A 24,854-nucleotide genomic window follows, 5' to 3' on the forward strand; every position below is an offset into this window, starting at 1 on the left:
TATTACTTATGTTTTTCATACTGTGTCTGATAGTTCTTTTGCCATAAGATGCATACTTTTGCTATGCTGGTATGCTTTATTACAGTAATTGTCCTTCACTTGTAATAATCATCACATCACATGGCACGATCTTCCCACTATTTGCGATTGCCTTAGTGACTGCATGCTCTAACCCTTTACAACAAGGCACCTGCATACGAACAACACTAATTTTACGGATATCATTGCGTTTGATGATTTCCGTTAATTTCTCGCTATAATCTACCACATCTAATTTAGGACAACCAATCAAGGTGGTTTTTCCACGCATAAACCTATTATGGAAGTCACCATAAGCATATGCCGTACAATCAGCCGCAATCAATAATTCTGCTCCATCATAATATGGTGCTTGCAATGGTACTAGCTGTATCTGTAACGGCCATTGACGAAGCTGTGAAGAAGGTCCGCTAAGCTCTGTTGATGGTTTGGGTTGAGATAGTTGTATAGAAGCACTTCCTGGACAAGCACAAGTACCCTGTGCTTGCTGTTTGCGTTTTGCCATATGTTCTTTTACAGCCACTTCATCATAGGCTGCCGCTTCTCGTTCCACAAAATGAATGGCATCTTGCGGACATACCGGCAAACAATCACCCAAACCATCACAATAATCATCACGCAATAATTTTGCCTTTCCATTCACCATGCCGATGGCACCCTCATGACATGCTTGAGCACATAACCCACAGCCATCACAACGTTCTTCCTCTATCTGTATAATTTTTCGCAACATACGAAATTCCTCCTTTATTGACATCACAATGGCAGTATACTACAATACAAATAGAAAGTATGTTGTTAAAACAACAAAAGGTGAAAACATGAAGGTTTCTTTCCTATTAGAAACAGCATTGTTTCAAGGCATTGCTCCACAAGAATTAGAAACATTGCTGCCACGTCTTCGCATGCATAAAGAGCAATTCTCAAAAGGAGCAATCATTTACCATGCCGGTGAAAGGATACGCGAACTGGGAATTGTTGTATCTGGCCGTATCCAAATAGAAACCTATGATTTATGGGGCAATCGCAGTGTCTTAGATAGTATTGGTCCAAAAACCATTTTTGCGGAAACTTATGCCTGTCTGCCAGATGAAGTAATGTTGGTAACCGTGAGTGCCAGTGAAGATAGTGAGGTTTATTTTCTGGATGCCCACGCTATGATCAAGGCTGCTTCTACTCACCCTGCTTTAATTCAAAATCTGTTAACATTGACAGCACAAAAAAATCTTAATCTATCGCGTAGAATTTTCCATACCTCTGCTAAAACAATACGAGCGCGCTTACAATCCTATCTATCCTTTGAGGCAACTCGACAACACAGCAATGATTTTTATCTTCCTTTTAACCGCCAACAGCTGGCTGATTATTTAAGCGTTGATCGCAGTGCTTTATCAAATGAATTATCAAAGATGCAAAAGGAAGGCTACTTACGCATCCATAAAAACCATGTGATATTTCCTAAAACTAAAACACGTTAAAAGTATACACTTGGTTACCTTGTACAAATCCTTGCATAGTTTACATAAAAAAAGACGGTTATGGCAATAAGAGCGCATCGTTGCTCATATCCCATTTCCGCTTTTTTATATTGCTAAGATCGCTGTTTTATGCTGACTGCAGAAATTTGCGATGTTATTCTTCTTCTCGTAAGATCTGATAGGTTTCTGACAAAGAAGCAATTAAATCATTTGGCAATATACTGTTTGCGTCTTCATCCTGAAGTAATAAATCAGCAGTTAAGGCATGTACATAGACAGCACAGGCAGCACTTGTTAAAGCATCTTTGCTTTGTCCAAACAGACCGGCTAAGATACCACACAATACATCACCACTGCCCCCTTTTGCTAAAGCATGATTACCGGCAAGATTCAAATACATCTGCTGGCTATTGGCAATGATTGTATGTGCATCCTTTAAAGCAACCGTCGAAAAAGGATATTTACGTAAAAATTCCTTTAATACGGCGATAGGATCCTGTTGAATATCTTTGATACTATGTCCACTGAGATAGCTCATTTCTTTTACATGTGGTGTTAAGATTGTCGGATATGGACGTTGCAAAGCCGCGGTAATCTTCCCTGTTTCATATAAAGCATCGCCATCTAAAATACATGGGCGATCACTTTCTAACACGGTTCTTACAAGCTCTTTGCCTGCTTCATTGCGTCCCATGCCATTTCCTATGATGATCATATCATATTGCGATAGAATGCGTTTTAAGGCAGTAATAGCATCATGGGCAAAGAAACCATCTTCACTGGCTGCCCCAATGATCATACTTTCTTCCAATTTACTGGCCAATAATAAGGTAATACAATCCGGTACAAATAAAGTAAGTGTTCCAATTCCACTGCGCAAAGCAGCTTTTGCCGCCATGGTGACTGCACCATGCATCTCCTTGCTGCCACCAATCATTAACGCTTTTCCATAAGTACCCTTATGCGAATGAGAAGAACGCTGCGGCAATAACGTTTTTACAAGATCGTCTTCTAAGACAAGCAGTCCCTCTGCCATTTGCTCGATGGCTTTCGGCATCTGAATAGATAAAGGAATGATCTTTCCACTATAGGCACTGCCCGGATATAAAATTTGCCCCAATTTATAGCTTTCAAACGTCAAGGTGATATCTGCTTGTATTGCACATCCCATAATTTGTCCGCTATTTCCATGAATACCACTGGCGATATCGATACTGATAACCATTTTATCAGCCAAGTTAATCTGAAGAATCAAGCGATCATAAAAACCTGATATCGTTCTTGATAAGCCTGTTCCAAATAAAGCATCTACAATAATATCCGCATCCTGTATGAGTTGTTCGATATCCTTTCGTTCCTCACTATGTGAGCATGGAATCTGATAACTATTTGCTACCTTAGCAAAAACGGCCTCATCCAAAGACATATGCCCATAATCCACACAACAATGTAATTGTACATGCGTATAACCTTCCTGTACCAATAAACGCGCTAACGCAAAACCATCGCCGCCATTATTTCCTGGACCACAAACGATCAAAACATGTTTGCTTTTTTCTATATGTGCTAAAAAGTAGCCACATACCGCCATCGCCGCATGTTCCATTAAGACGGTTGATGGAATTCCATAAGTGTGAATTGCTGTCTCATCCATCTTTCGCATTGTCTCTACGGTAACTGCCTTCATAGTACCACTTCCTTTACTTATATTATAACGGATTCCGCTATGAAACGCTTTCTTTTCTTACGAAAAACATAATCTTTTCCCTGAAATCAGTGCTTGTGAATTTTTTCTCATTTTTCATTTAGTAATTCTTGTGGTGTTTTCCGGTTTGCGTTATAATGATTAAGACTTAAATGAAAATAAATAGTTACATCCTGAAGAGGTGCGTTTATGAAAAAAACGATTGTATTGGGGGTCACTGGCGGCATTGCGGCATTTAAGGCAGCCCAGTTGACAAGCAATTTCATTAAAAAGGGGTATGATGTAGAAGTCATCATGACAAAGAATGCAACAGAATTTATTACCCCTCTCACTTTTGAATCTCTGACAAAACACAATGTGATGGTGTCTACGTTTGAAAAAGTAGCCGATCGCAGTGTCAAACATATTTCCATCGCACAGCGTGCAGATATCTTTGTAATCGTTCCGGCGACGGCAAATGTCATTGCGAAGATAGCACATGGCATTGCCGATGATATGCTGACGACAACCTTTCTGGCTGCCAGCTGTAAGAAGGTCATCTGCCCGGCAATGAATACCGGTATGTATGAAAATCCTATCACCCAGAAAAACTTAGACCTATGTCGTTCTTATGGCTATGAAATCTTTGAACCAGCGAGCGGTTTTCTGGCATGCGGTGATATCGGTAAAGGAAAATTAGAAGATATTACCATCATTGAAGAACGTGTAGAACAGCTATTGATGGAAGAACAATTACTAACAGGAAAACATGTTTTAGTTACGGCTGGTCCAACGCAGGAAGCTTTGGATCCGGTACGCTATTTAACCAATCATTCCACTGGCAAAATGGGCTATGAAATAGCTCGTGCCGCAAAAGATATGGGAGCAGAGGTCACCTTGATCAGCGGTCCTACTTCCTTAGCTGTTCCTGCAGGTGTGAAACGTATTTCCATCACCTCAGCTGCCGAGATGTTTCAAGCGGTCAAGCAGGAATATGAAACGCAGGACTTCATCATTAAAGCTGCTGCTGTCGGAGATTATCGTCCCGAAGCCATCGCACAGGATAAAATAAAAAAAGCTGGGGATGTCTTGGAAGTTCGTTTCGTAAAAAACGAAGATATCCTTGCTTATGTAGGCGAGCATAAAAAAGCTCATCAAGTGCTATGCGGCTTTGCCATGGAAACACAAAACCTCATCGAAAATGCGACCATCAAGCTGAAAAAGAAGAACTGTGATATGATCGTTGCGAACAATCTTCGTGTGGAAGGTGCCGGTTTTGCCGGTGATACAAATGTCGCAACACTGATTCATCAAGATCATATGGAAACATTAGATAAAATGAGCAAGTATGAATTAGGGAAAAAGATCCTGCAGATTCTTTTAGAAAAACAAAAACAGAAAGGACAAGCCTCATGTTAATTGTTATTGATATCGGTAATACGAATATTACTATTGGAATTTATAAAGATGATAAATTGATTGGCAATTATCGTCTGACTACCAAAATGAAACGTACCAGTGATGAATATGGATTTATGATCTTAAACTTCCTCTCTGCTTCCAAAGCCAGTGCCGATGATATCAAGGATGTTATCATTTCCAGCGTCGTACCTAAGATCATGCATTCTTTCTTGAATGGTATTCGTAAGTATATGCATAAAGAACCGATCGTTGTTGGTCCTGGCATCCGTACCGGCATTTCGGTCAAGGCAGAAAACCCTAAAGCGGTTGGCGCTGATCGTATCGTTGATGCAGCCGGTGCTTATTATGAATATGGAGGGCCTTGTCTAGTCGTCGACTTTGGCACGGCTACAACCTATGATTATGTCGATGCAAATGGCAATTTTGAATTTGGTGTCATTGCTTTAGGCATTGAAACAAGCGCACAGGCGATGTGGACACAGGCTGCTAAGCTTCCAGAAATTGAAATTAAAAAACCGAAGACGATCTTAAACAAAACTACTACCACCAGCATGCAGGCCGGTTTGGTTTATGGTTATATCGGACAAAGTGAGTATATCATCAAACAGTTTAAAAAAGAGCTGGGTGTGGATATGAAGGTCATTGCGACAGGTGGTTTAGGAAAGATTATCTATAAAAATACGGATGAAATTGATATTTATGACCGTGATCTGACGTTTAAAGGCTTAAAGCATATTTATGAGAAGTATACCAATGAAAAGAAACGTTTAGAAACAAAAGTAGGTTGAGATGTGCAATTCTCAACCTTTTTTATGTCCTATTTTAATGAATTTAATGTCGTTTACGATAACATTTTTCGACCATTCGGATAGCTCCATCTTCTTTCTTTTTATCAACTTCGACATAATGAACAGCTGTATTTGATTTTACAAAGCGCTTATCAGACATCTGTAAAAGACGAGAATCTTCTTCAGAAATAACATATAGTGTAGTAAAAGCTTTTTTCAGCATTACTTCACTGATTATACGATCTTTACATGCTGTTGCACTATATATTTCCAAAATGGCATATGCATGATGTTCTTCATCATTCTTATAAATCATGCGAATGGAAGGATCTTGCAAGGCAAGCAGCTGCTCATAGAGAAGTGACAGCTTTTCCTTTTTTTCCATTACCAATATCATCAAGGCATTTTTCATATCTTTCACATCCTGACAGATGTAGTTTTTATAAGGCGTCTTTCGCATACGATGATAATACTCTTCTTCTACGGCATGATGCAGATCTTGGTAATAGACATGTAAGATCTGATGGATTACCGTATGAATAAAACAATTGATCTTTGCGTCTTGAAAGATGGTCAACAGACGTTTCATGCTTGCCTCATTTATGTACTGGCAATGTTGATACTCTTGTTTTTTTATATCGTAACAACAGGCACCATTCATAGCAATTAACGGTAACTGCAAGGGAATATCCTTGAGTTCTGATAAAACATCCACCGGACTTTGCTCACTCATGATAGCAATATTGGCATGTCGTTCCAGCAACTGTTTCATTTTTACTTTGGTATATGCGCTGAGTTGTCCTTCTTCATTATATAAACCATGTTCTAAACTAACAACAAATAAGCTGGTATCATGATGATGGTTAGGCAAATGCACACCGTTAATGAATAATGCAACGAAAATACCGATTAATGTATCAATCATACGATTTATGGCAAATAGATAAGGATTTACATCCATTGCATGGGATACGGTTATACTCATAAATACGACACAAGAAATATAAGAAGCACTTTTCATATTTAACAATACGCTTAGATAGATGACAACGATAATCGTTACAGAAATGATGATATATTGAATCAGCATATAGTCCTGAGAAATAAAGCTTTGTTCAAATAATAATACCGCCATGCCGATAAAACCGCCTAAAAAAGTTCCTTTGATACGGTTAAAAGCGACACGTTTACTATTTGTAACATCTTGTTGAATGCATAATACCGCAGCGATACAGGAATAAAACACGATGCCTTCCTGCCCACGCAGCAAATAAATGACAAAGCATAAAAACACCGCAAGACTGGATTTTAAGATACGTCTTCCAATTCTTGGCATCCAATCCCTCCAATCTTCCTTATTATAAGCAGTTTGCTAGTAATTGTAAAGAAAAACGAGGCCTATGCCTCATCCTTCTCATTGCGATAACTTGCTAAAAACAAATCCATCACTCCTTTGAATTCTAACATGCCCATACCATGAGGCACTAGCATGGTTTCTCCTTGACGTATAGGTACGCCCTGAATGCTGCCTTCGCCTTTCACACAGGTATAAAAGGCGAAACGATCATGTTTAAAGCTTCCTTGTGCTTCCACTTGTAAGCGCAGCAGAGTATATAGACCGGGTTCATCCCAATAGCGTGTCACATGAATTCCTCTTTCATAGGCACTTGGATAGACGACAAATGTTGTGGAGGTGTCAGGTATATTCACATTATCATAAACCGCTTTTGGTTGGATATCACGTTTTTTCCCGGTTGCAGGATCAATGCGATCATAATCATATAAACGTAAGGTACAATCTGCATTGCGTGAAATATTGTAAGTCAAGACTCCTTTGCCAATGGCATGTAAGGTACCGCTTGGAATATCAATAAACCCATCCTTTACTGCCTTTAAGTATTTTAATAAATGCACAAAATCATTTGCTTCTGTCATTTGCATAAATTCTTCTTTGGTTTTCGCATGATGACCGAATTGGATTTCTCCATCTTCTGTAGTATCTAAGATGACCCAAGCCTCTGGTTTTCCACGGCCGCCATTATAGTGTTTCGCAAAAGCATCGTCAGGGTGAATCTGGACAGAAAGTTTATCCATAGGATCCAAGATGTTTACTCGAATCGGTAATTCAGCAGTTTCACATTGAAACCAATCCGGTTTTTGTTCATACAACTGAGATAAGGTCATCTGCAATTCTTCCACCATACAATCCGCGTGGTTCTTTAATGCGACAACATTGTACACCTCTCCAAGTGGCGCTATCGTTGTTTCGTAATGAAACTCCTCCCGTAAACGCTTGCCGCCTCCCCACATACGCGGCTCATAAAAGGGGGATATCTTCACAATCTTTTTCATACTATATCTCCTTACTTATCCATCGAATAAAGTTTTTTTACAAAAGTATCTTAGCATACTTTCTGTGCTTCCTCTAGCATGCACGTCAAATTACATTAATACCAAGCAACAAATATTGGCATTTGATTATTTCTATCATAAAAACACAAACGGGATACTTTCTTATCCTTTCACCCATTCTGTACATTATGAAAAAGATGCCCCTAAAAGAGCATCTTTCATACATTATAAATGATGAAACATTTTGTATGCCTGTATCAATATGGTTGGTGTGATGGCCAAACCTACGATTACCAAGAGCTGTTCCCATGATAAAGTAGTTACAGAGAATAAGCCATGCAATGCCGGTATCAATAAGATACAAGATAAGAATAGAACACCTATGATGAATGCTCCAATTGTATACAGGTTTGAAAAAAGACCGATACGATACAAGGAATGTTTGCTGCGACAGTTAAAGCCATGAAATAAACGAGCTAAACACAAGGTCGAAAATGCCATCGTCGTAGCAATCTCCCAACTGCTTTTTAATCCTATGAAATAAGCACTCATGGTTACCAAGGCAATCAATATACCTTGGATGCCTAATTGCTTCATAGTGGCTGGGGTTAAAATGCCTTCCTTAGGATTGCGTGGTTTCTCTTTTAAAATATCCTTAGTTGAATGTTCCATGCCGATGGCAATGGCTGGCAAGGAATCTGTTACAAGATTAATGAATAACAGATGCACTGGTAAAAAAGGTAGTGGTAATGCTAATAAAGAAGCCGCAAGTACACAGATGATGCCGGATAAATTCCCGCTTAATAAATAAATGATGCTGTTTTTAATATTGGCATAGATATTTCTTCCGGTAGCTACTGCTTTTACAATCGTCGCAAAGTTATCATCTGTTAAGATCATGCTGGCTGCATCTTTACTGACTTCCGTACCGGTAATACCCATGGCAATACCAATATCTGCTTGTTTTAACGCCGGTGCGTCATTTACGCCATCCCCTGTCATCGCTGCGATATGCCCCTTCTTTTGCCATGCATGAACGATACGTATCTTATGTTCCGGTGCCACACGTGCATAAACCTTGATGCTTTCTAAACGTTCCATAAGCTCTTCTTCACTCATAGCATTTAATTCATTGCCATCAATACATACATCGCCATCCTGGTAAATACCCAATGCTTTGGCAATACTACGGGCAGTCACCTTATGATCGCCTGTAATCATCACCGGTGTAATGCCTGCGCGAAGACAATGTTCCACAGCTGCTTTGCTTTCTTCACGCGGTGGATCCATTAACGATACCAGACCAAGGAAAATGAGTTCTTCCTCATCCGCTAACGTAATTTTAGTATAGCTATCCGGTAAGATTCGATAAGCAAAGCCTAAGACTCTTAGCCCTTGATCGGCAAATTGCATATTTCTTTGTAAGATTTCCTGACGCTCTTTCTCATCGATTTCATGAATCCCATCTGCCTTCATGATATGTGTCGTCTTTCGCAAGATTTCATCACAAGCACCTTTTAACAGCAATGTCTTTTTCCCATCAATAACATGTAAGGTAGACATCAGTTTTCGTTGGGAATCGAATGGATTCTCATCAATTCTTGGATATTTGCTTCTTGTTGTCAACTCATCAATATGGTGCAATTCTAATAGATCGACCAATGCCAATTCTGTAGGATCGCCAATGCGCTGGGAAGGCGTTGTCTGTGCATCACAGCATAAAGCAAAACCTAGCATCATCATGCGCTCCAATGGACGTCCTTCTTCCATATTGGCAGCGGCTAGTAAGGTATTGTTGCAATATACTTGTTGTGCAGTCATTTTATTTTGCGTCAGCGTACCGGTTTTATCGGAACAAATGACGGATACACAGCCTAAGCTTTCAACAGAATTGATATTTTTAATGATGGCATGTTCCTTTGCCATTTGGGATGTTCCCATCGCAAGCACGATCGTTACGATACTGGCAAGTGCCTCTGGAATTGCCGCAACTGCTAAAGCTACCGCAAACATCAAAGCATCTAAGATAGGATTTCCTTGCCATACATTTAAGCCAAAGACAATGATACAAATTGCGATGATTGCCATACTGAGCTTGCGGCTGAAATCATCCAATGTCAACTGCAATGGTGTCTTTCGCTCTTTTGTCGCATTCATCAACGTGGCAATTTTCCCGATTTCCGTTTGCATGCCAATGGCTGTGACAACGCATTTGGCTCGTCCATAGGTGACAAGACCGCTAGCAAACACCATGTTTTTTTGATCGCCCAATGCACATTCTCCATATAATGGCGCACTGCTTTTTTCCACACTTTCCACTTCACCGGTCAATGCACTCTCATTCACCTGCAATGAATAATTTTCAATGATTCTGGCATCTGCCCCAACAACATCGCCTGCCTCTAGCAACATGATATCGCCAACCGTTAATTCACTGCTTTTTACCTCCATCGTTTCACCATCACGCATAATGCGTGTATGAGGTGTAGAAAGCTGCTTTAATGCATCCAATGATTTTTGGGCTTTCACACTTTGATATGTTCCCAAAAATGCATTTAAGGTAATCACAGATAATATAACGATCGTACTTTCCACTTCTCCGCTAATCATCGAGATAATACCAGCCACAATCAAAATGATAACAAGCAGATCCTTAAATTGTGCTAAAAAAATCTGCCAGATTGGTTTTGCCTTAACTTCCTCTAATACATTTTTGCCATAGCGTTCCTGACGTTGCAAAACTTCTGTTTGGGATAAGCCAGCTTGCTTTGTTTCCAACAGCTGCAGAGTTTCTTCACATTCCATCTGATAAAACTGTTTCATCTAAAAAACCTCACTTTTCTTATGAGCACTTCTATAGTCTTGACCGTTTTATCAATAAAAAACAAGACTCATAAAAAGTGCATTCCTTTTATAAGTCTTGTCATATAAAGAATCTGACCAGAATAGGTTCTATTCGGGGTTGTTGACCAGATCCGCACCACGTATATGGTACTGACTACTCCCTTATTGTTAACGATTTTATCATTGTTTGTTCATAAAGTAAACCATAAACCACAATTTAACACAATCTTTACAATTCCCCCAACTGTTTTGAAAGAGCCGGAATGATTTGTTTTTTACGTGAGATTACGCCATCCACAAAATATAAATCATCCATGATATCTTCCTTAAATGCTTCATCTACTACACCAGCTAAAGGACCGATAAATAAGAGATTACTGCCACTGCCATCAGCAGAAGTAAAACACATCATCAATAAATCAAACTTATTGATTGCATTGATGGTTTCCATGTATTCTAAAAAGGCTTCGCGAACTTCTACGATTTCTTGTTCATCCGCAATATTAATCTGACCAATGGCGATACGCTTACCATCAATATTATATTCTTTGAAATCATTATATAAGATTTCTGACATCGTTCTTCCTTTAATGGTTGCTACGGCACCAAACATTTCCTTTGCTAGGGCATCAAGATCAACTTCTGCTAATTCCGCAAGTCCTTTGGCGATTTCTTTATCTGCGGGTGTTGTCGTTGGTGAATTAAAATTCATTGTATCAGAGATAATAGCACAGCATAAAATAGCTGCCGTTGTTTTTTCCGGTGCAATATGTGCTTCCTGATACATTTTCGCAATGATCGAGCAAGTACTGCCAATAATTTCATTACGGAAACGAATCGGTGTCGTTGTTTCTACATCTCCGATGCGATGATGATCGACAACTTCCAATACCTCAGCTTCTTTTAAATAATCGATACTTTGGCTTAACTCATTATGATCAACCAAAATAAATTTTTTCTTCTGATAATTTAATAGGTGATATCGTGAGATGGAGCCTAAGACCACCCCTTGATTGTTTACGACCGGATAAGAACGGAAACGACTCTTCGACATCTTATTGTAAACATCATCAATATACGCATGATTGTTAAAACATATGATCTTCCGTTTCATGATCATTCCTACACAAGGTGCTTTAAACACTCTTCTAACCGTACATAACATACTGAGATCAGTTTTGATAATCGTCGTATGTTTTTCCTTTGCTAAACGTTGTATGCCCTGGGAAATAATATCCACATCAACTAAGATCAGACAGGCTGCCCCATCTTGGATGACACGTTTTTGTAATGCCAAATCATCTCGCATGATGACGATACTATCTTTATAACTAATGTCCGCATAACAGTCTTTGCGACTGCCTAGGATATGCACTTCCCCATTGGGATGATAGCGTTCACTTTTAAATACATACTTTCCCTGTAACACCTTTACGATATTGTCGCTTGGTGTATTGCGCATTAACGTTTTATTTCCAGGCCCCTTATCATTTAATAAAATATTGGAAATATCCGACATGGACACAACTCCAATCAGCTTCTGTTCTTTATCCACAACATATAATGCACTTGTGCGATTGGCTGCTATACGCTCCCACGCCTCTTTGATCGTACATTCTTTTCGTATGATCAATGGATCATCAAAAGGTACATCATAAAGCTTTACTTTTGCATTTTGTATATACACCGGTTCATTCACATGAAATTTCTTTAAAACAAAATCCGTCTCTGGATTCAGATCGCCAATGCGGCAAGCAATAGCATTCATTCCCATCTTCCGTTTCAATTCTGCATAGGCAATGGATGCGACAATGGAATCTGTGTCTGGATTCTTGTGACCGATGATATGAATGATATCCTTCATACAGCACCTTCTCCCTTTTCTATAGTATCATTTTACCTTATCTGTCATGATTATGCCAGTAAATGCATAAGAAAAAGAGTGCAATTTTTGTCAAATGATAGCGTTCGCACTCGTTTGGTTTTATGATGCATTGTATTTGGCTTAGTTCTTCTTTTTCGTTCTTATGAATATCTTCTCATGTACCTATTATGAATGTTTCTTCTTTTCATCTTGTAAGGTCTTATATATTCCCTCAGCAATCTTATTCGCAAAAGCTTTGCGTCTGCCATCCTGCAAGAGATATGCTCGATCACGCTCGCTTTCCAGAAATCCTGCCTCTAATAAGACACTTGGCAATTTATTCTTATACAAAACTTGTAAAGGGGAAATAGCGACATCCTTCAACCCACGATCCATTGTATAACCTAATGTGTTAACACTGGTCTGGATATGCTTGGCGAAGTTTAAAATCGTTTTATCGTTATAATCGCCCCATATTTCAAAGCCACTACCCGTTTTGGTTTCACTGGCATTGGTATGAATCGATACAAATAGTTTTGCCCCACTTGTGTTTGCGATCTGAACACGTGCATCTAGATCCTTTATATTATCTGCAGGCCAAGCAACGTCATCACTCTCTCTTGTATAACAGACAGGAATTCCTTTTGCTTCTAAGGCAGCCCCTATATCTTTTGTTAATGCCAGCGTTACATCTTTTTCAAGAACCCCATTAAATTCGCTGCCACTATCATATCCACCATGTCCGGCATCCAAAACCACCTCAGGAATGGGATCTATCATTTTATGTAAGGCAGTGGATATCGGGTTATCAGGATGATAGATGTATAAATACAGCAGTATGCCAAGTAACACAACTAACTCTGTCAATAGAATGAAAAGAAAGCGTATGGGACTTTTTCCTTTTTTCTTTTTCCTTCGCTGCACTCTTTTCTTATTTGCCATACATCCACCTTCTTTGATGATATTCATTATAACAAAATATGCCTGAAATTCCTACATGACGTTAGAAAAGTGTTTTCTAAAACATGAAGAATGAAAAAAAGCATGATGTTGTATGCCTATCGCATAGCAGCAGATGAAAAAAGCTGACACGTTTGTGCCAGCTTTACAAGTTTCTTACATTGATTCTTTAGCGATAGCCAGTAATCTCTTATGACGTTTCATAGCATCTTTCTTTGTCTTTTCAAACATTTCGTATGCTGTTTCGCCTTTCAGCTTAGGCAGCTGAGAGTAGCGTGTTTCCGTCATCATGAAGTCTAACATCTTATCGTAATCAGGCTCTTTAGAGTCGATTGTCAAAGGCTGTTCTTTTCTTGGGTCATAACGATACAGATCGAAGTAACCACATTCTACAGCTTTCGCCTGTGTTCTCTGGTGGTTAGCTAAACCGCCCTTGATACCGTGTTCAGCACAAGGAGAGTAAGCCAAGATCAGAGATGGTCCATCATAGCTTTCTGCCTCTTTGATTGCTTTCAGTGTCTGTGCCTTATTTGCACCCATAGAGATAGCAGCTACATATACATGACCATATGCCATAGCAATCTGTCCTAAATCTTTCTTAGCTGTTGTCTTACCACCAGCTGCAAACTTCGCGATAGAAGCTGCCTGACTAGATTTAGAAGACTGACCACCTGTGTTAGAGTAAACTTCAGTATCTAATACCAAAACGTTTACGTTCAAATCGTTTGCCAATACATGGTCTAATCCACCGTAACCGATGTCATAAGCCCATCCGTCACCACCGACGATCCAGATAGATTTGCTTACTAAGTCAACTTCAGCCAATTCTTTTACAGCTGGAATGTCAGATTTAGCAGCCAATTCTTTAATCGTTGGAGCAATTGCTCTTTCCGCTTCACGATCACCGTGAACTTCCAGATACTTAGCAAATGCATCTTTCAGAGCTGGTTCAACATTTTCCATGTTGTCTTCCATAGCTTTCAAGATACGAGCTTCTTTGTAGTTCTGAGATAATGCCATACCATAACCGAATTCTGCATTGTCTTCGAACAGAGAGTTCGCCCAAGCAACACCTTCACCGTTTGCATCATTTACAAATGGAGTAGATGGAGTTGAAGAACAGTAGATCATTGAACATCCAGTAGCGTTTGCAACCAACATGTCTTTACCGAATAACTGAGAAACCAGTTTGTAGTATGGAGTTTCTCCACATCCAGGACAAGATCCACTTACTTCAAAGTAAGGCATCAAGAACTGAGAACCCTTCACTGTATCTGTTGGGAAGTATTCTGTTTTGTATTCTGTTTGTTTGAACAGGTAATCTGCCAATGGTTCCTGATCAAGTTTTTCATTGATATCAACCATTTCCAGAGCCTTGTTACCGCCCTTACCTGGACATTCAACAGCACACAATCCACATCCTACACAGTTAGCAGGAGTTACCTGGATACGGTATTTCAAGTTTTCAACACCTTTACCCATTGCCTGGATTGTCTTGAATTCCATTGGAGCGTTAGCAACTTCTTCATCTGTCAATAAGAATGGACGAATCGTTGCATGAGGACATACGAAGCTACAGATACCACACTGGATACAGTTTTCTGGATGCCAAGTAGGAACCTGAACAGCAATTGTACGTTTTTCATTAAATGCTACATTATTACGGATAGAACCATCCAGTAAGAAGTCTCCTGCAAATGCAGATACTGGCATATCGTATCCTTCCAAACCGTTGATAACTGCGACATGGTTATCGAAGTATTCATCACCAGTCAGTTTACGATCTGAGTTGTAAGGCAGATCAGCCCAAGTAGGGTCAACAGCGATTTCAACCAAGCCGTCTTTACCAGCATCGATAGCCTTGTAGTTCAGCTGAACAACAGCATCACCCTTCTTAGAGTAAGATTTCTTAGCAGCTGCTTTCATCAGATCAACAGCCGTTTCTAATGGCATGATCTGCTCATTCAATGCGAAGAATGCAGACTGCAGAATGGTATTTGTTCTACGTCCCATACCGATTTCCTGAGCAATCTTCGTTGCGTTGATGATGTAGAATTTCGCATGTTTCTTAGCCAACTGTGCTTTCATACGATTTGGCATATGCGCAACGATTTCTTCCTTAGAGAATGTTGTATTCAGCAAGAAAGTACCGCCTTCTTTAATATCTTTGACCATGTCATATTTGAACATGTAAGCGTCTAATGAACAAGAAATGAAGTCAGCGTTGCTGATGTAATATGTTGAGTGAATTGGAGAATGTCCAAAACGCAAGTGAGAACGTGTTACACCACCGGCTTTTTTAGAGTCATATGCAAAGTAAGCCTGTGCATACATATCTGTGTTATCACCAATGATCTTAACCGTAGATTTGTTTGCAGAAACGGTACCATCAGAACCTAATCCCCAGAACAGGCAGCTAGTGTAGTCTGCAGGGATATGGAAGTTTTCATCCCAAGGCAAGCTCAAATGCGTTACATCATCATTGATACCAACAGTGAAGCCATTGATCATTTTTTCTTCTTTCAAGTGATCAAATACGCCCTTAATGTGGTATGCCTGCGTATCCTTAGATCCCATACCATAACGTCCACCGATGATTTCGATATCTGTATCTTTTAATGCAGCAAGTACATCTAAGTACAGAGGTTCACCAGTAGCACCAGTTTCTTTTGTACGGTCTAATACAGCAATTTTCTTCACTGTCTTAGGCAATACAGCAGTTAAGTATTTTACAGAGAATGGACGATACAAGTGAACCTTGATCATACCAACTTTTTCACCCTGTGCAACTAATGCATCAATGGTTTCTTTTGCAGCTTCTGTTACAGAACCCATCGCAACGATGATACGTTCTGCATCTTCAGCACCATAGTAAGTAAATGGCGCATATTCACGTCCTGTGATCTCGCTGATTTTCTTCATGTAATCAGCAACGATATCAGGGATTGCTTCAAAGTGTTTATTTCTAGCTTCGACACCCTGGAAGAAAATGTCGTCGTTTTCAGCACCACCACGGGTAACTGGGTTCGTGTGTGGGTTCAAAGCATTTTTACGGAATTTAGCCAAAGCTTCCTGATCGATCAGGTCTTTGAATACTTCAGTATCCATTACTTCAATTTTCTGAATTTCATGAGATGTACGGAATCCATCAAAGAAGTGCAGGAATGGTACAGAACCTTTGATTGCTGACAAGTGAGCAACACCAGCCAGATCCATTGCTTCCTGTACAGAGTGGCTTGCCAACATACAAGCACCTGTCTGACGGCATGCATATACGTCTTCGTGATCACCGAAGATGTTCAATGCTCTTGTAGCTAATGCACGTGCAGCAACGTGGATAACGCCTGGCAGACATTCACCAACCATCTTATAGATGTTAGGAATCATCAGCAACAGACCCTGAGAAGCTGTAAATGTCGTAGCCAGTGTACCTGCCTGCAATGCACCGTGTACAGCACCAGCAGCTCCACCTTCAGACTGTAATTCAGCAACTTTTACTACGCTGTCAAAAATATTCTTGCGACCTTGAGTAGCCCACTGATCCACAACTTCAGCCATTGGTGAAGATGGAGTGATTGGGTAAATCGCAGATAGTTCGGTAAACGCATAGGCGCAATGAGCCGCAGCTGTATTACCGTCCATTGACATAAATTTCTTAGTCATTTGTTTTCCTCCTTGCATAACTTTATACTCCCATATTATAAAACTAAATTTGTGATTTTACTAGGTATTTTCTTGTATTTTTATGAGTTTCTAACTATTCTTACTCAAAAATTTCCAACTTTGAAAAGTTTGTTGCTTATTTTTTCACAAATTGTAAATAAATGATTTACAAATGAAAGAAAAGAGGCGTTTTCATCCTCTTTTCCTTTACCGATATTGTTATTTAGGCATGTGAAAAACCTTATGGATCCTCGTTTTTCATATGCTTCATTTCTCATGCATCAGTTCTTATAAAAGCCTTCCCCTCTGCTCTTTTTCTCTTTCAAAACATTCTGATTCGCAAGGCTTTCTCCACCTGTTTGCTTGTTTTTTTCATCATTTAATTCTTTTCCATTCCCTTATTTATTTCATTTATTGAATAACGATGGTCAGATCATCTAACTCGCTGCCAACATCGTAAAATAAATCATTACGGGTATTAATAATGGTGATCGTGCGTGTCGCATCACTATTGATATCCACGCTGGCTGTACTTGTTTCCTTTCCATCATCAATGATATAGCTGACGGCATAAGGACTGGACATTTCTTCGATCGTATAGCTTTGATATGCCAGATTTTCCAATCGCTCACTGAAGCCATTTTCCTTATCCAAAGTCACCATGCGCTCAAAGTCATTTCCACTGACTCGGATAATGAAGCTTTGCGTGGTTGGTAAGACCAAAGAACCATCTTTTTGACGCAGGCGTTTGGTTAAGGTCATCGTTCCATTTTGTACGTTAGGCAGACGATTGATGATACCGATGATATTGGTACGCTGGGCGGTTGCCTCAAAACGTGCTTCATCTAATAATTCAGCGGAATTCACCAAATATTGCACAGGATATGGAGAACCAATCTCACGAATTTCATACATGCCGCTTGGATATTGCGTCAAGGAACGATGCCAAGAATTTGCTTCGTTTAACTCATAGCTGTCACGAATATTTTCACCGATGATTTCAAAGCGGAAAACCTGTCCGCTAGCCGGTGGTAGATAGTTATCCTCATTATCCAACATATATTTAAATACTTCAATTGTATTTTGATTGATGGTTCGCTCATTAATGACTTCTACGATATGGCGTTTCCCCGGAGTAATGGTAACCGCTGCACTATCGGTTTCCGTTCCGCCATTGACACGATAGGTCACCCGATAAGCATCCTGATCAATTTCGCGAATATTATAAATTCCTTCACTTAAATCCCGTAGTGTATACGTGAACGCATTGCCCCCATTCAAAAGAAGTTGCTGCTGGAAGGAAGCATTGGATACCTCAACCACATATTCATCCCCATCGGCTGGACGTACCAGCGTACCATTTGCCTGACGGATAAATTTTGTAATTTCTAACGTCGATAAGATGGAAGCGCGAGTATTGAGAATCTTTACCGTATGCATCGTGCCATCAACATCAAACGCAGCCTGCTCGCTTTCTTCTTCATTATCTACAATATAAGAAACCTGATAATTTTTTGCCAGTTGCTCAATGACCTGATATCTTCCCCTTGGCAAGTCATTCACATGAATCTGCCAATTATTATCCTTATCTAATATAAAGCGACGTTCATATACATCACTGATGATATCCACATCAAAACGTTCATGATCATTTGGGACGACCAATTGACCTTGGGCATTGCGCACTACTTTATTAATTGTCAATGATCCAAGTGTACTCGTATTGCTTGTATTGATCATCAAAACCAGATTACGGTTGCCTTGCACCCTGACGATGCCATGACGTACCTCACTGCCGCCATTGACGATAAAGCTGACTTCATCATTTGTGTCGACCTCATCAATCACATATGTGCCATCCATCAGATTGCTAAGCGTAATCGCAAAACGATTGGCGGCATTTAAAGTAAACACCTCATTATAACCCGGTTTTGATACATGAACACGAATGCTGAAGGAGGCAGGAGGTAATTCTAATTCTCCACTTGTCAGATTGCGGACATATTTTTCGATACGGATACTGCCGGTTTCCTTTGGTTGTGCATCAATGATATTTACCGTATTGACATTATTGCGAACCGTTACCACAGCTCTGGCAACTTCGCTGCCGCCATTGATGATGAAACTCACATCATCCTGTGCATCAACTTCATCAATCACATAAATACCATTTTCCAGATGATCTAAACGAATCATCCAGTTATTCTCTTTATTTAAGATAAAGTTCTGATTAAAGCCTGGTTTGGATACATGCATGGTAATCTGGAAATCATTGGATGGTTTTACAAGAGCATGATTTCGACGAATAAATTTCTCCATCAAAATACTGCCGCCAGGCTGTTTTCGCGTATTGATGATTTGTACGGTATTACTATTTCCCGCTACTTCAACGATGCCATAATCACATTCACTGCCGCCATTGACGATAAAGCTGACCTTATCGCTAGTTGTTGTTTCCGCAATGACATATTGTCCGTCTTCTAAATGCTCCAAAGTAGCCATCCAGCCATTTTCTTCATTCAGTGTGACCAGCTGATTGAAATTTGGTTTTGAGATATGGAAGACATATTCCCCTTTGGTTGGTCGTATGAGTTCCCCATGCTCACGTACATATTTAGCAAGTGTGATACTGCCATGTTCTCTTTCATGGTTCACCACTTGCACACTTGTCTGATTGCCTGCTACCTTGATAATTGCCTCATCCAAATGTTGTGTGCGATTGATGATATATGAAACGCGTTCACCATGCAGCTCTATCACCTCATACGTACCAGGACGCAGATTCTTTACACTTGCTCTAAAATCATTTTCACTCGTCAAGGTAAAGGTTTTTTCTTCTCCATTGCCCCTTACCATGACTTCAAAAGATCCACTCGTTGGACGAATCAATAAATCACCACTCATGATATATTTCGAAATGTCAATACGTCCCAACTGTGTCTGATAAGGATTAATAACATTGACGGTGTTGGCATTGCCCTGTACATGCACCATGGCCCGTTTGCTTGGGGTGGCATTGTTTACTACATATAAGACATCACGACCACTTTCCTCACTTACCTCATACCAGCCATCCTCTAAATTCCGCACACTGGCATAAAAATGATTGGCATGATTTAATAATACCCTGCTACTATGCGTTTCTCCTTTGATCATGATCCAATACATAGCATCAACATCCGGATAACGATAACAACCTTCTTCATCCTTAAGCAGTTTACATATTTCAATACTTCCCTGATGGTGCGTTGTCTCATTGATGATCTTCACCGTATTCATCGTATTTGCAATCTGCAGCTGCGCCTTTTCACTTTCCATTTCGCCATTGACAATATAGCGCGTATCCTGTGCACCCAACTCTTTTACTTGATACATGCCCCATGCCAGATCCTGTAAATGCACACGCCATTTATTATCGGCAGATAGTGTCAGCACCTCACGGAAAGCATTTGGTCCACTTACTTCCACTTCATATTCCATATCGGTATCCGGACGTTTGAAACAGCCACAATTTTCATCACGGATGACCTTGCTGATTTCCAGTGTGCCTTTTGCACAATTGGCTACATTCACACTAGTGATACGCATATCCTTTTGTTTCAGCACAATGTCCACACTTGGCTGCTGCACGCCATCTACCAGATAATAATGTTCATCAAACGCTTCATTTGTCTGCTGCATGATACGATATGCACCACGATCGACTTCCACACTTTGACACCAATGATTTGCCTGATTTAAAACGAATGTTTTTTTCTTCTCTTGACTGATCACATCCATATAAAAGACATCAGACGCATTTGGAGATACGATATCCTGCGTACAATTTTTCACCACAGCCTCTAAATGCAATTTCACTCTGCTTGGTTGACGGTTAATTACATGCACCGTAACATCGTCTTTCCCCACTTCAAAATAACCGCGCTTACTTACTTCCCCATCATCGATTTGATAGACAACATCAGTTCCGCCATGCACCTCGATGATTTCATAAACCCCGCTTTCCTGCTGTTGCAGCACCTTCGTCCAATGATTTTTTGCATTTAGTTCAAACATCTGCTTGCGCCCATTATGCAGCAGTGTAATCTGAAACTGCTCCTCTGGCTTAGGCATCTGCAAACTTCCATCTGCATCCTGGATATGCTTTTGGATGGTGATATCCGCTTTTTTATTGGAAGATACCACAACATTGACACAAACATGTTCTCCATTTAATTCAATACATACCACATCTTCAAATACCTGACCTTCGATTTCAAAACGCACCTTGTAATTTCCTTGAACACTTACCGTATATGCCTGTGGTTTCAGATCACACAAGCAATCACAAAATTCATTTTCATCTTGTAAGGTTAACGTATATTCTTCCTGTTTGCTTGTAACTGTGACAGCTATCTCATCCTTTGGCTTTGGCATCAATAAGGTACCATCCTCATCTATGCAGCCTTGAAATTCAATACAGCCCTTCTTTATTGCATGATTGATAATCGTAACACAAACATCCTGTTCATCAAGATCAACAACAGCACTTTCACATGGCAATTCATTGACAATATAGCTGACATGATCCGCATTTGCTTCACGAACTTCATAATGACCTTTTGGCAAATCATACAGACGCATACAGAAATCATTCTCATGCGATAAGACGATTTTACGTTTATACTCTTCACTTTCCACAATGACATCAAAACGTTCCCAGCGTTGTGGGCGGCGCAGTGTGCCATCTTCATCTTCTACTTGCTTGTTGATTTCCATACAGCCAATGAAATCTTCTTCATTTATCAGCGTGATATGCTTTTCTTCTCCATCATATAAGAAATAACCGGTATCTTGTAAACTACCGTTGATATCAAACAGTTTGCATTCATGCTCTAGTTCACTAATTTCATAATGCTGCTTTGCCAGATTGGTAAGACAGACACAGAAGTCATTATCGTGATGCAATTCATAAATCTCATGACAGTTTTTACCTTTTAATAAGATACGATAACAGCTGTCAGGATCTGGCATAATGATACGATCAGCACAGCGCAAACGCTTTTCAATACATACCATACCATGCATACGTGGTGTATTGATGATATCTACATCGATATCTTCCATACCTAAGGTAACATCAGCTGAGGCTACCGGTTTCCCGTTTATGCGATAGGTGACATCATAATCCTCACATAACTCGCGAATGCTATACTGTCCCTCTTCTAAATCATCAAAATATACACAGAAATCGTTGCGTTCATTCAGGTGGTACGTGTGTGTAAAACCTCTGCCCTTTAATTCAAATGTGAAACTATCTTGAGGACAAGGCATGACAAGACTTCCATCCTCTTGCTGTACATATTTAGTAACGGTTAGCATTCCACTGCAATCTCTAACTTGATTAATGATACCAATCGAAATATCATTTAATCCCAATGTCACCTTAGCAAAATTAGATTCTTCACCATTGATGACATAGCTGACATGATACCCCATCGTATCCTTTTGAATGATACGATATACTCCTTCAGCCAGATCATCCAATAATACACACCAACCATTGCTGGCTTTTAAGGTCGTATGCACACAGGTGTCAACACCTTCCACAAGAACATCAAATGCCTCTTTGGGCTGTGGAAGACGTGTCGTTTTATCACAATCCCGAATAAGGGTATATAGTTTTAAACGTCCGCTGTGTTTACGATGATTGATAATCAAAACTTCCTGATTACAGGTTCCCAGATAAACAAAGGCTTCCTCCATCACTTCACGATTCACCAGATAACTGACATCATAATTCTCACAATCACATTCACGTATCTGATATTCTCCCGGCTGTAAGCCTTCTAATAAAATACACCAGTTATTGGAAGAGCGCAGGGTATAGTTTTCACAGAAACAAGGACCGCTGACTTCCACACAAAATTCTTCATCTTGACTTGGTTTTACCAGCTCTTGACTGTTGGTTTCTTCATATTTACAAATTTTTAAAATACCGCTGCTGCAAGTACGCACAGAATTGATGATTTTTACCTCGTTGTCGCAACAATCATCAATCACAAAACGCGCACTGCTGCATTCTTTCCCTCCATTGACCTGATATTGTACCTGATACTCTGAATCACTGCATTCTCTGACTTCATAGCCTCCAAAACGCAGATCACAAAAGCTCATGCACCAGTCATTATCAACATTTAATTCAAAATCACGTTTACAGAAATAAGAGCTCAGTGAGACTTGAAAGCACTCATCTTTTTGAGGCTTTACCAAATCACCATTGGCATTACGGACATATTTACAAATACTCACACTGCCCCGATTGCGTTCTTCATTGATAATCGCAACACTGTTACAGCCTCCACACATGATATCAACAATGGCACTGGTACGCTCTGGTCCATCGTTCACACGATAGGTCGTCATATAATCTTTATCTGAACATTCTACGACCTCGTAACAGCCTTCACAAAGATCTGCCACATCGACACAAAAATTATTATTGGCATTTAATAAGAAGGTATCATTACGACCACAACCACACAACATGACCTTGAAAGAGTCCTTCTTATCCGGCTGTGTGATACAACCATCACAGCGACGAATAAACTTACAGATGCGAAGAGGACTTTCTTGTTGTGGATTACAGGTATTGTCAGGATCGGTATTAATAATCAGCACCGATGCTTCCTCACAGCTGTTTAATTCTAAATTGGCATAATTTGTTTCTTTTCGCCCATTGACGATATAACTGACCTCATAGCTGGCATTATCGCTGATTTCCGTAATATCATAATAGCCCGGTTCCATATCGAATAAGGTGACACAGAAATTATTTCGCTCATTTAAACGAATGATGCGATCTTGATTCCAGGCGATAATACGGACCTGAAATTCTTCAAAACGATTTGGCCGGCATAATTCACCGCAAGTGCTGCGAATGTATTTCTCAATGGTTATGCTGGTCGTATCACTTTGGGCATTGATGATTTGCAAATGATTTTCACCCTGTGTCATTTCAAAGACATTATCGACATTCGCCACATCGTTAAAGCTATAACTGACAGAAAAGCCTCGCTGTGGCATTTCTTCAATTGTATAACGATTTCCCACACGCAGTTGCTCAATGACGATGTGAAATTGGTTTTCCACATTCAAAGTGAAGCATTGTTCACATCCTCGCATATCCACGATACGTATTGGAAATTCCCATTGCGGATCTATTGGCATACGGCAGCCATCACGATCCAGCACTACTTTTTCAATATGCAATGATGTTAAAGGAATGCGACGATTGATAATTTCAACTTCTCTTGTTTCGCTTGATCTCTCGTCAAAAACAAAATTGATATAATCCATTTCACTTTCTTCACCATCTAGTTTATAGGTGATGGCATATTCGTCTTCATGTAACATCTGTTGGCCATTTTCATCCACCTGTACTAAAGCCAACTGTACTCCTTCCACATATTCCACTACGACACTGCCCGTACCGCTTTGCGCATCAATGGGAATATCATATTCACGGCATACGTCCTGTGAATCGCAAAGTTTGACATGACGCGTCGTTTCATGCAGCCATGGCGTTCCATCTTCCTGCTGCTCTCTTACTGTAATCCGCATGGTTCCTACAAAATCACAGGGATCATTTTCTATCGTTTCAAGAAAGCTAATGTGCAGCCTGTTTGCCAAGACTTCCTTTAAGCGTTTGCTCATCTTCATCCTCCTATCGTATATAAGCAATCCAATCCTTATACATTCTAGTATATGAGCCCGCCCAG

General features: G+C 39.9%; 12 protein-coding genes. 3 read left to right on the top strand and 9 right to left on the bottom strand.

Translation table 11 applies throughout. From position 1 onward, the window contains the following. Positions 1–79: 79 nt before the first annotated feature. Complete coding sequence (locus tag LI241_RS01400; RefSeq protein WP_008687336.1) at positions 80–772, bottom strand: ATP-binding protein; 693 nt, start codon at positions 770–772, stop codon at positions 80–82. Positions 773–860: 88 nt separating this feature from the next. Here LI241_RS01400 and LI241_RS01405 point away from each other — a divergent pair, with 88 nt between their 5' ends. Next, positions 861–1,517 (top strand): Crp/Fnr family transcriptional regulator, encoded by a 657-nt coding sequence (locus tag LI241_RS01405; protein ID WP_008687334.1) that lies wholly within the window; start codon positions 861–863, stop codon positions 1,515–1,517. Between the two features lie 154 nt (positions 1,518–1,671). Here the strand turns inward: LI241_RS01405 and LI241_RS01410 are convergent, their stop codons facing one another. Continuing rightward, positions 1,672–3,204, bottom strand: a complete 1,533-nt coding sequence (locus LI241_RS01410; protein WP_008687333.1) for a bifunctional ADP-dependent NAD(P)H-hydrate dehydratase/NAD(P)H-hydrate epimerase — start codon at positions 3,202–3,204, stop codon at positions 1,672–1,674. 207 nt (positions 3,205–3,411) lie between these two features. Here LI241_RS01410 and coaBC point away from each other — a divergent pair, with 207 nt between their 5' ends. Together coaBC and LI241_RS01420 are read left to right on the top strand one after the other, a co-directional pair. Further along, positions 3,412–4,620, top strand: coding sequence for a bifunctional phosphopantothenoylcysteine decarboxylase/phosphopantothenate--cysteine ligase CoaBC (gene coaBC / locus LI241_RS01415; protein ID WP_008687332.1), 1,209 nt, complete (start codon positions 3,412–3,414; stop codon positions 4,618–4,620). Beyond that, positions 4,614–5,411, top strand: coding sequence for a type III pantothenate kinase (locus LI241_RS01420; RefSeq protein ID WP_008687331.1), 798 nt, complete (start codon positions 4,614–4,616; stop codon positions 5,409–5,411). The genes coaBC and LI241_RS01420 overlap by 7 nt, the downstream gene beginning before the upstream one ends. Before the next feature lie 43 nt (positions 5,412–5,454). Here the strand turns inward: LI241_RS01420 and LI241_RS01425 are convergent, their stop codons facing one another. The 7 genes from LI241_RS01425 to LI241_RS01455 form a co-directional block, all read right to left on the bottom strand. Beyond that, the gene (locus LI241_RS01425; protein ID WP_008687330.1) at positions 5,455–6,747 is read right to left on the bottom strand and encodes an HAD hydrolase family protein; all 1,293 of its coding nucleotides are present in this window, start codon (positions 6,745–6,747) and stop codon (positions 5,455–5,457) included. Positions 6,748–6,809: 62 nt separating this feature from the next. After that, positions 6,810–7,763 (bottom strand): type I phosphomannose isomerase catalytic subunit, encoded by a 954-nt coding sequence (locus LI241_RS01430; RefSeq protein ID WP_008687329.1) that lies wholly within the window; start codon positions 7,761–7,763, stop codon positions 6,810–6,812. Positions 7,764–7,988: 225 nt separating this feature from the next. After that, entirely contained in the window at positions 7,989–10,586 is a 2,598-nt protein-coding gene (locus tag LI241_RS01435) for a cation-translocating P-type ATPase (protein ID WP_008687327.1), read from the bottom strand. A 250-nt stretch (positions 10,587–10,836) separates the two neighbouring features. Next, complete coding sequence (locus LI241_RS01440; protein ID WP_008687325.1) at positions 10,837–12,471, bottom strand: putative manganese-dependent inorganic diphosphatase; 1,635 nt, start codon at positions 12,469–12,471, stop codon at positions 10,837–10,839. A gap of 186 nt (positions 12,472–12,657) precedes the next feature. Continuing rightward, entirely contained in the window at positions 12,658–13,413 is a 756-nt protein-coding gene (locus LI241_RS01445) for an N-acetylmuramoyl-L-alanine amidase (protein WP_008687323.1), read from the bottom strand. 174 nt (positions 13,414–13,587) lie between these two features. Continuing rightward, complete coding sequence (gene nifJ / locus LI241_RS01450) at positions 13,588–17,094, bottom strand: pyruvate:ferredoxin (flavodoxin) oxidoreductase (protein ID WP_017144701.1); 3,507 nt, start codon at positions 17,092–17,094, stop codon at positions 13,588–13,590. A 411-nt stretch (positions 17,095–17,505) separates the two neighbouring features. Beyond that, positions 17,506–24,789 carry a collagen binding domain-containing protein gene (locus LI241_RS01455; RefSeq protein WP_008687321.1) on the bottom strand — a complete coding sequence of 2,428 codons (7,284 nt, stop codon included), beginning with the start codon at positions 24,787–24,789 and terminating at the stop codon, positions 17,506–17,508. Positions 24,790–24,854 lie beyond the last annotated feature (65 nt).

The sequence above is a fragment of the Longicatena sp. 210702-DFI.1.196 genome, assembly GCF_020563125.1.
Classification (GTDB): domain Bacteria; phylum Bacillota_I; class Bacilli_A; order Erysipelotrichales; family Erysipelotrichaceae; genus Longicatena; species Longicatena caecimuris.

Coding starts and splice junctions, on each gene's coding strand:
- LI241_RS01405 (WP_008687334.1), top strand. CDS start 861: ATGAAGGTTTCTTTCCTATTAGAAACAGCATTGTTTCAAGGCATTGCT.
- LI241_RS01440 (WP_008687325.1), bottom strand. CDS start 12,471: ATGAAGGATATCATTCATATCATCGGTCACAAGAATCCAGACACAGAT.
- LI241_RS01410 (WP_008687333.1), bottom strand. CDS start 3,204: ATGAAGGCAGTTACCGTAGAGACAATGCGAAAGATGGATGAGACAGCA.
- LI241_RS01400 (WP_008687336.1), bottom strand. CDS start 772: ATGTTGCGAAAAATTATACAGATAGAGGAAGAACGTTGTGATGGCTGT.
- nifJ (WP_017144701.1), bottom strand. CDS start 17,094: ATGACTAAGAAATTTATGTCAATGGACGGTAATACAGCTGCGGCTCAT.
- LI241_RS01425 (WP_008687330.1), bottom strand. CDS start 6,747: ATGCCAAGAATTGGAAGACGTATCTTAAAATCCAGTCTTGCGGTGTTT.
- LI241_RS01455 (WP_008687321.1), bottom strand. CDS start 24,789: ATGAGCAAACGCTTAAAGGAAGTCTTGGCAAACAGGCTGCACATTAGC.
- LI241_RS01445 (WP_008687323.1), bottom strand. CDS start 13,413: ATGGCAAATAAGAAAAGAGTGCAGCGAAGGAAAAAGAAAAAAGGAAAA.
- coaBC (WP_008687332.1), top strand. CDS start 3,412: ATGAAAAAAACGATTGTATTGGGGGTCACTGGCGGCATTGCGGCATTT.
- LI241_RS01435 (WP_008687327.1), bottom strand. CDS start 10,586: ATGAAACAGTTTTATCAGATGGAATGTGAAGAAACTCTGCAGCTGTTG.
- LI241_RS01430 (WP_008687329.1), bottom strand. CDS start 7,763: ATGAAAAAGATTGTGAAGATATCCCCCTTTTATGAGCCGCGTATGTGG.
- LI241_RS01420 (WP_008687331.1), top strand. CDS start 4,614: ATGTTAATTGTTATTGATATCGGTAATACGAATATTACTATTGGAATT.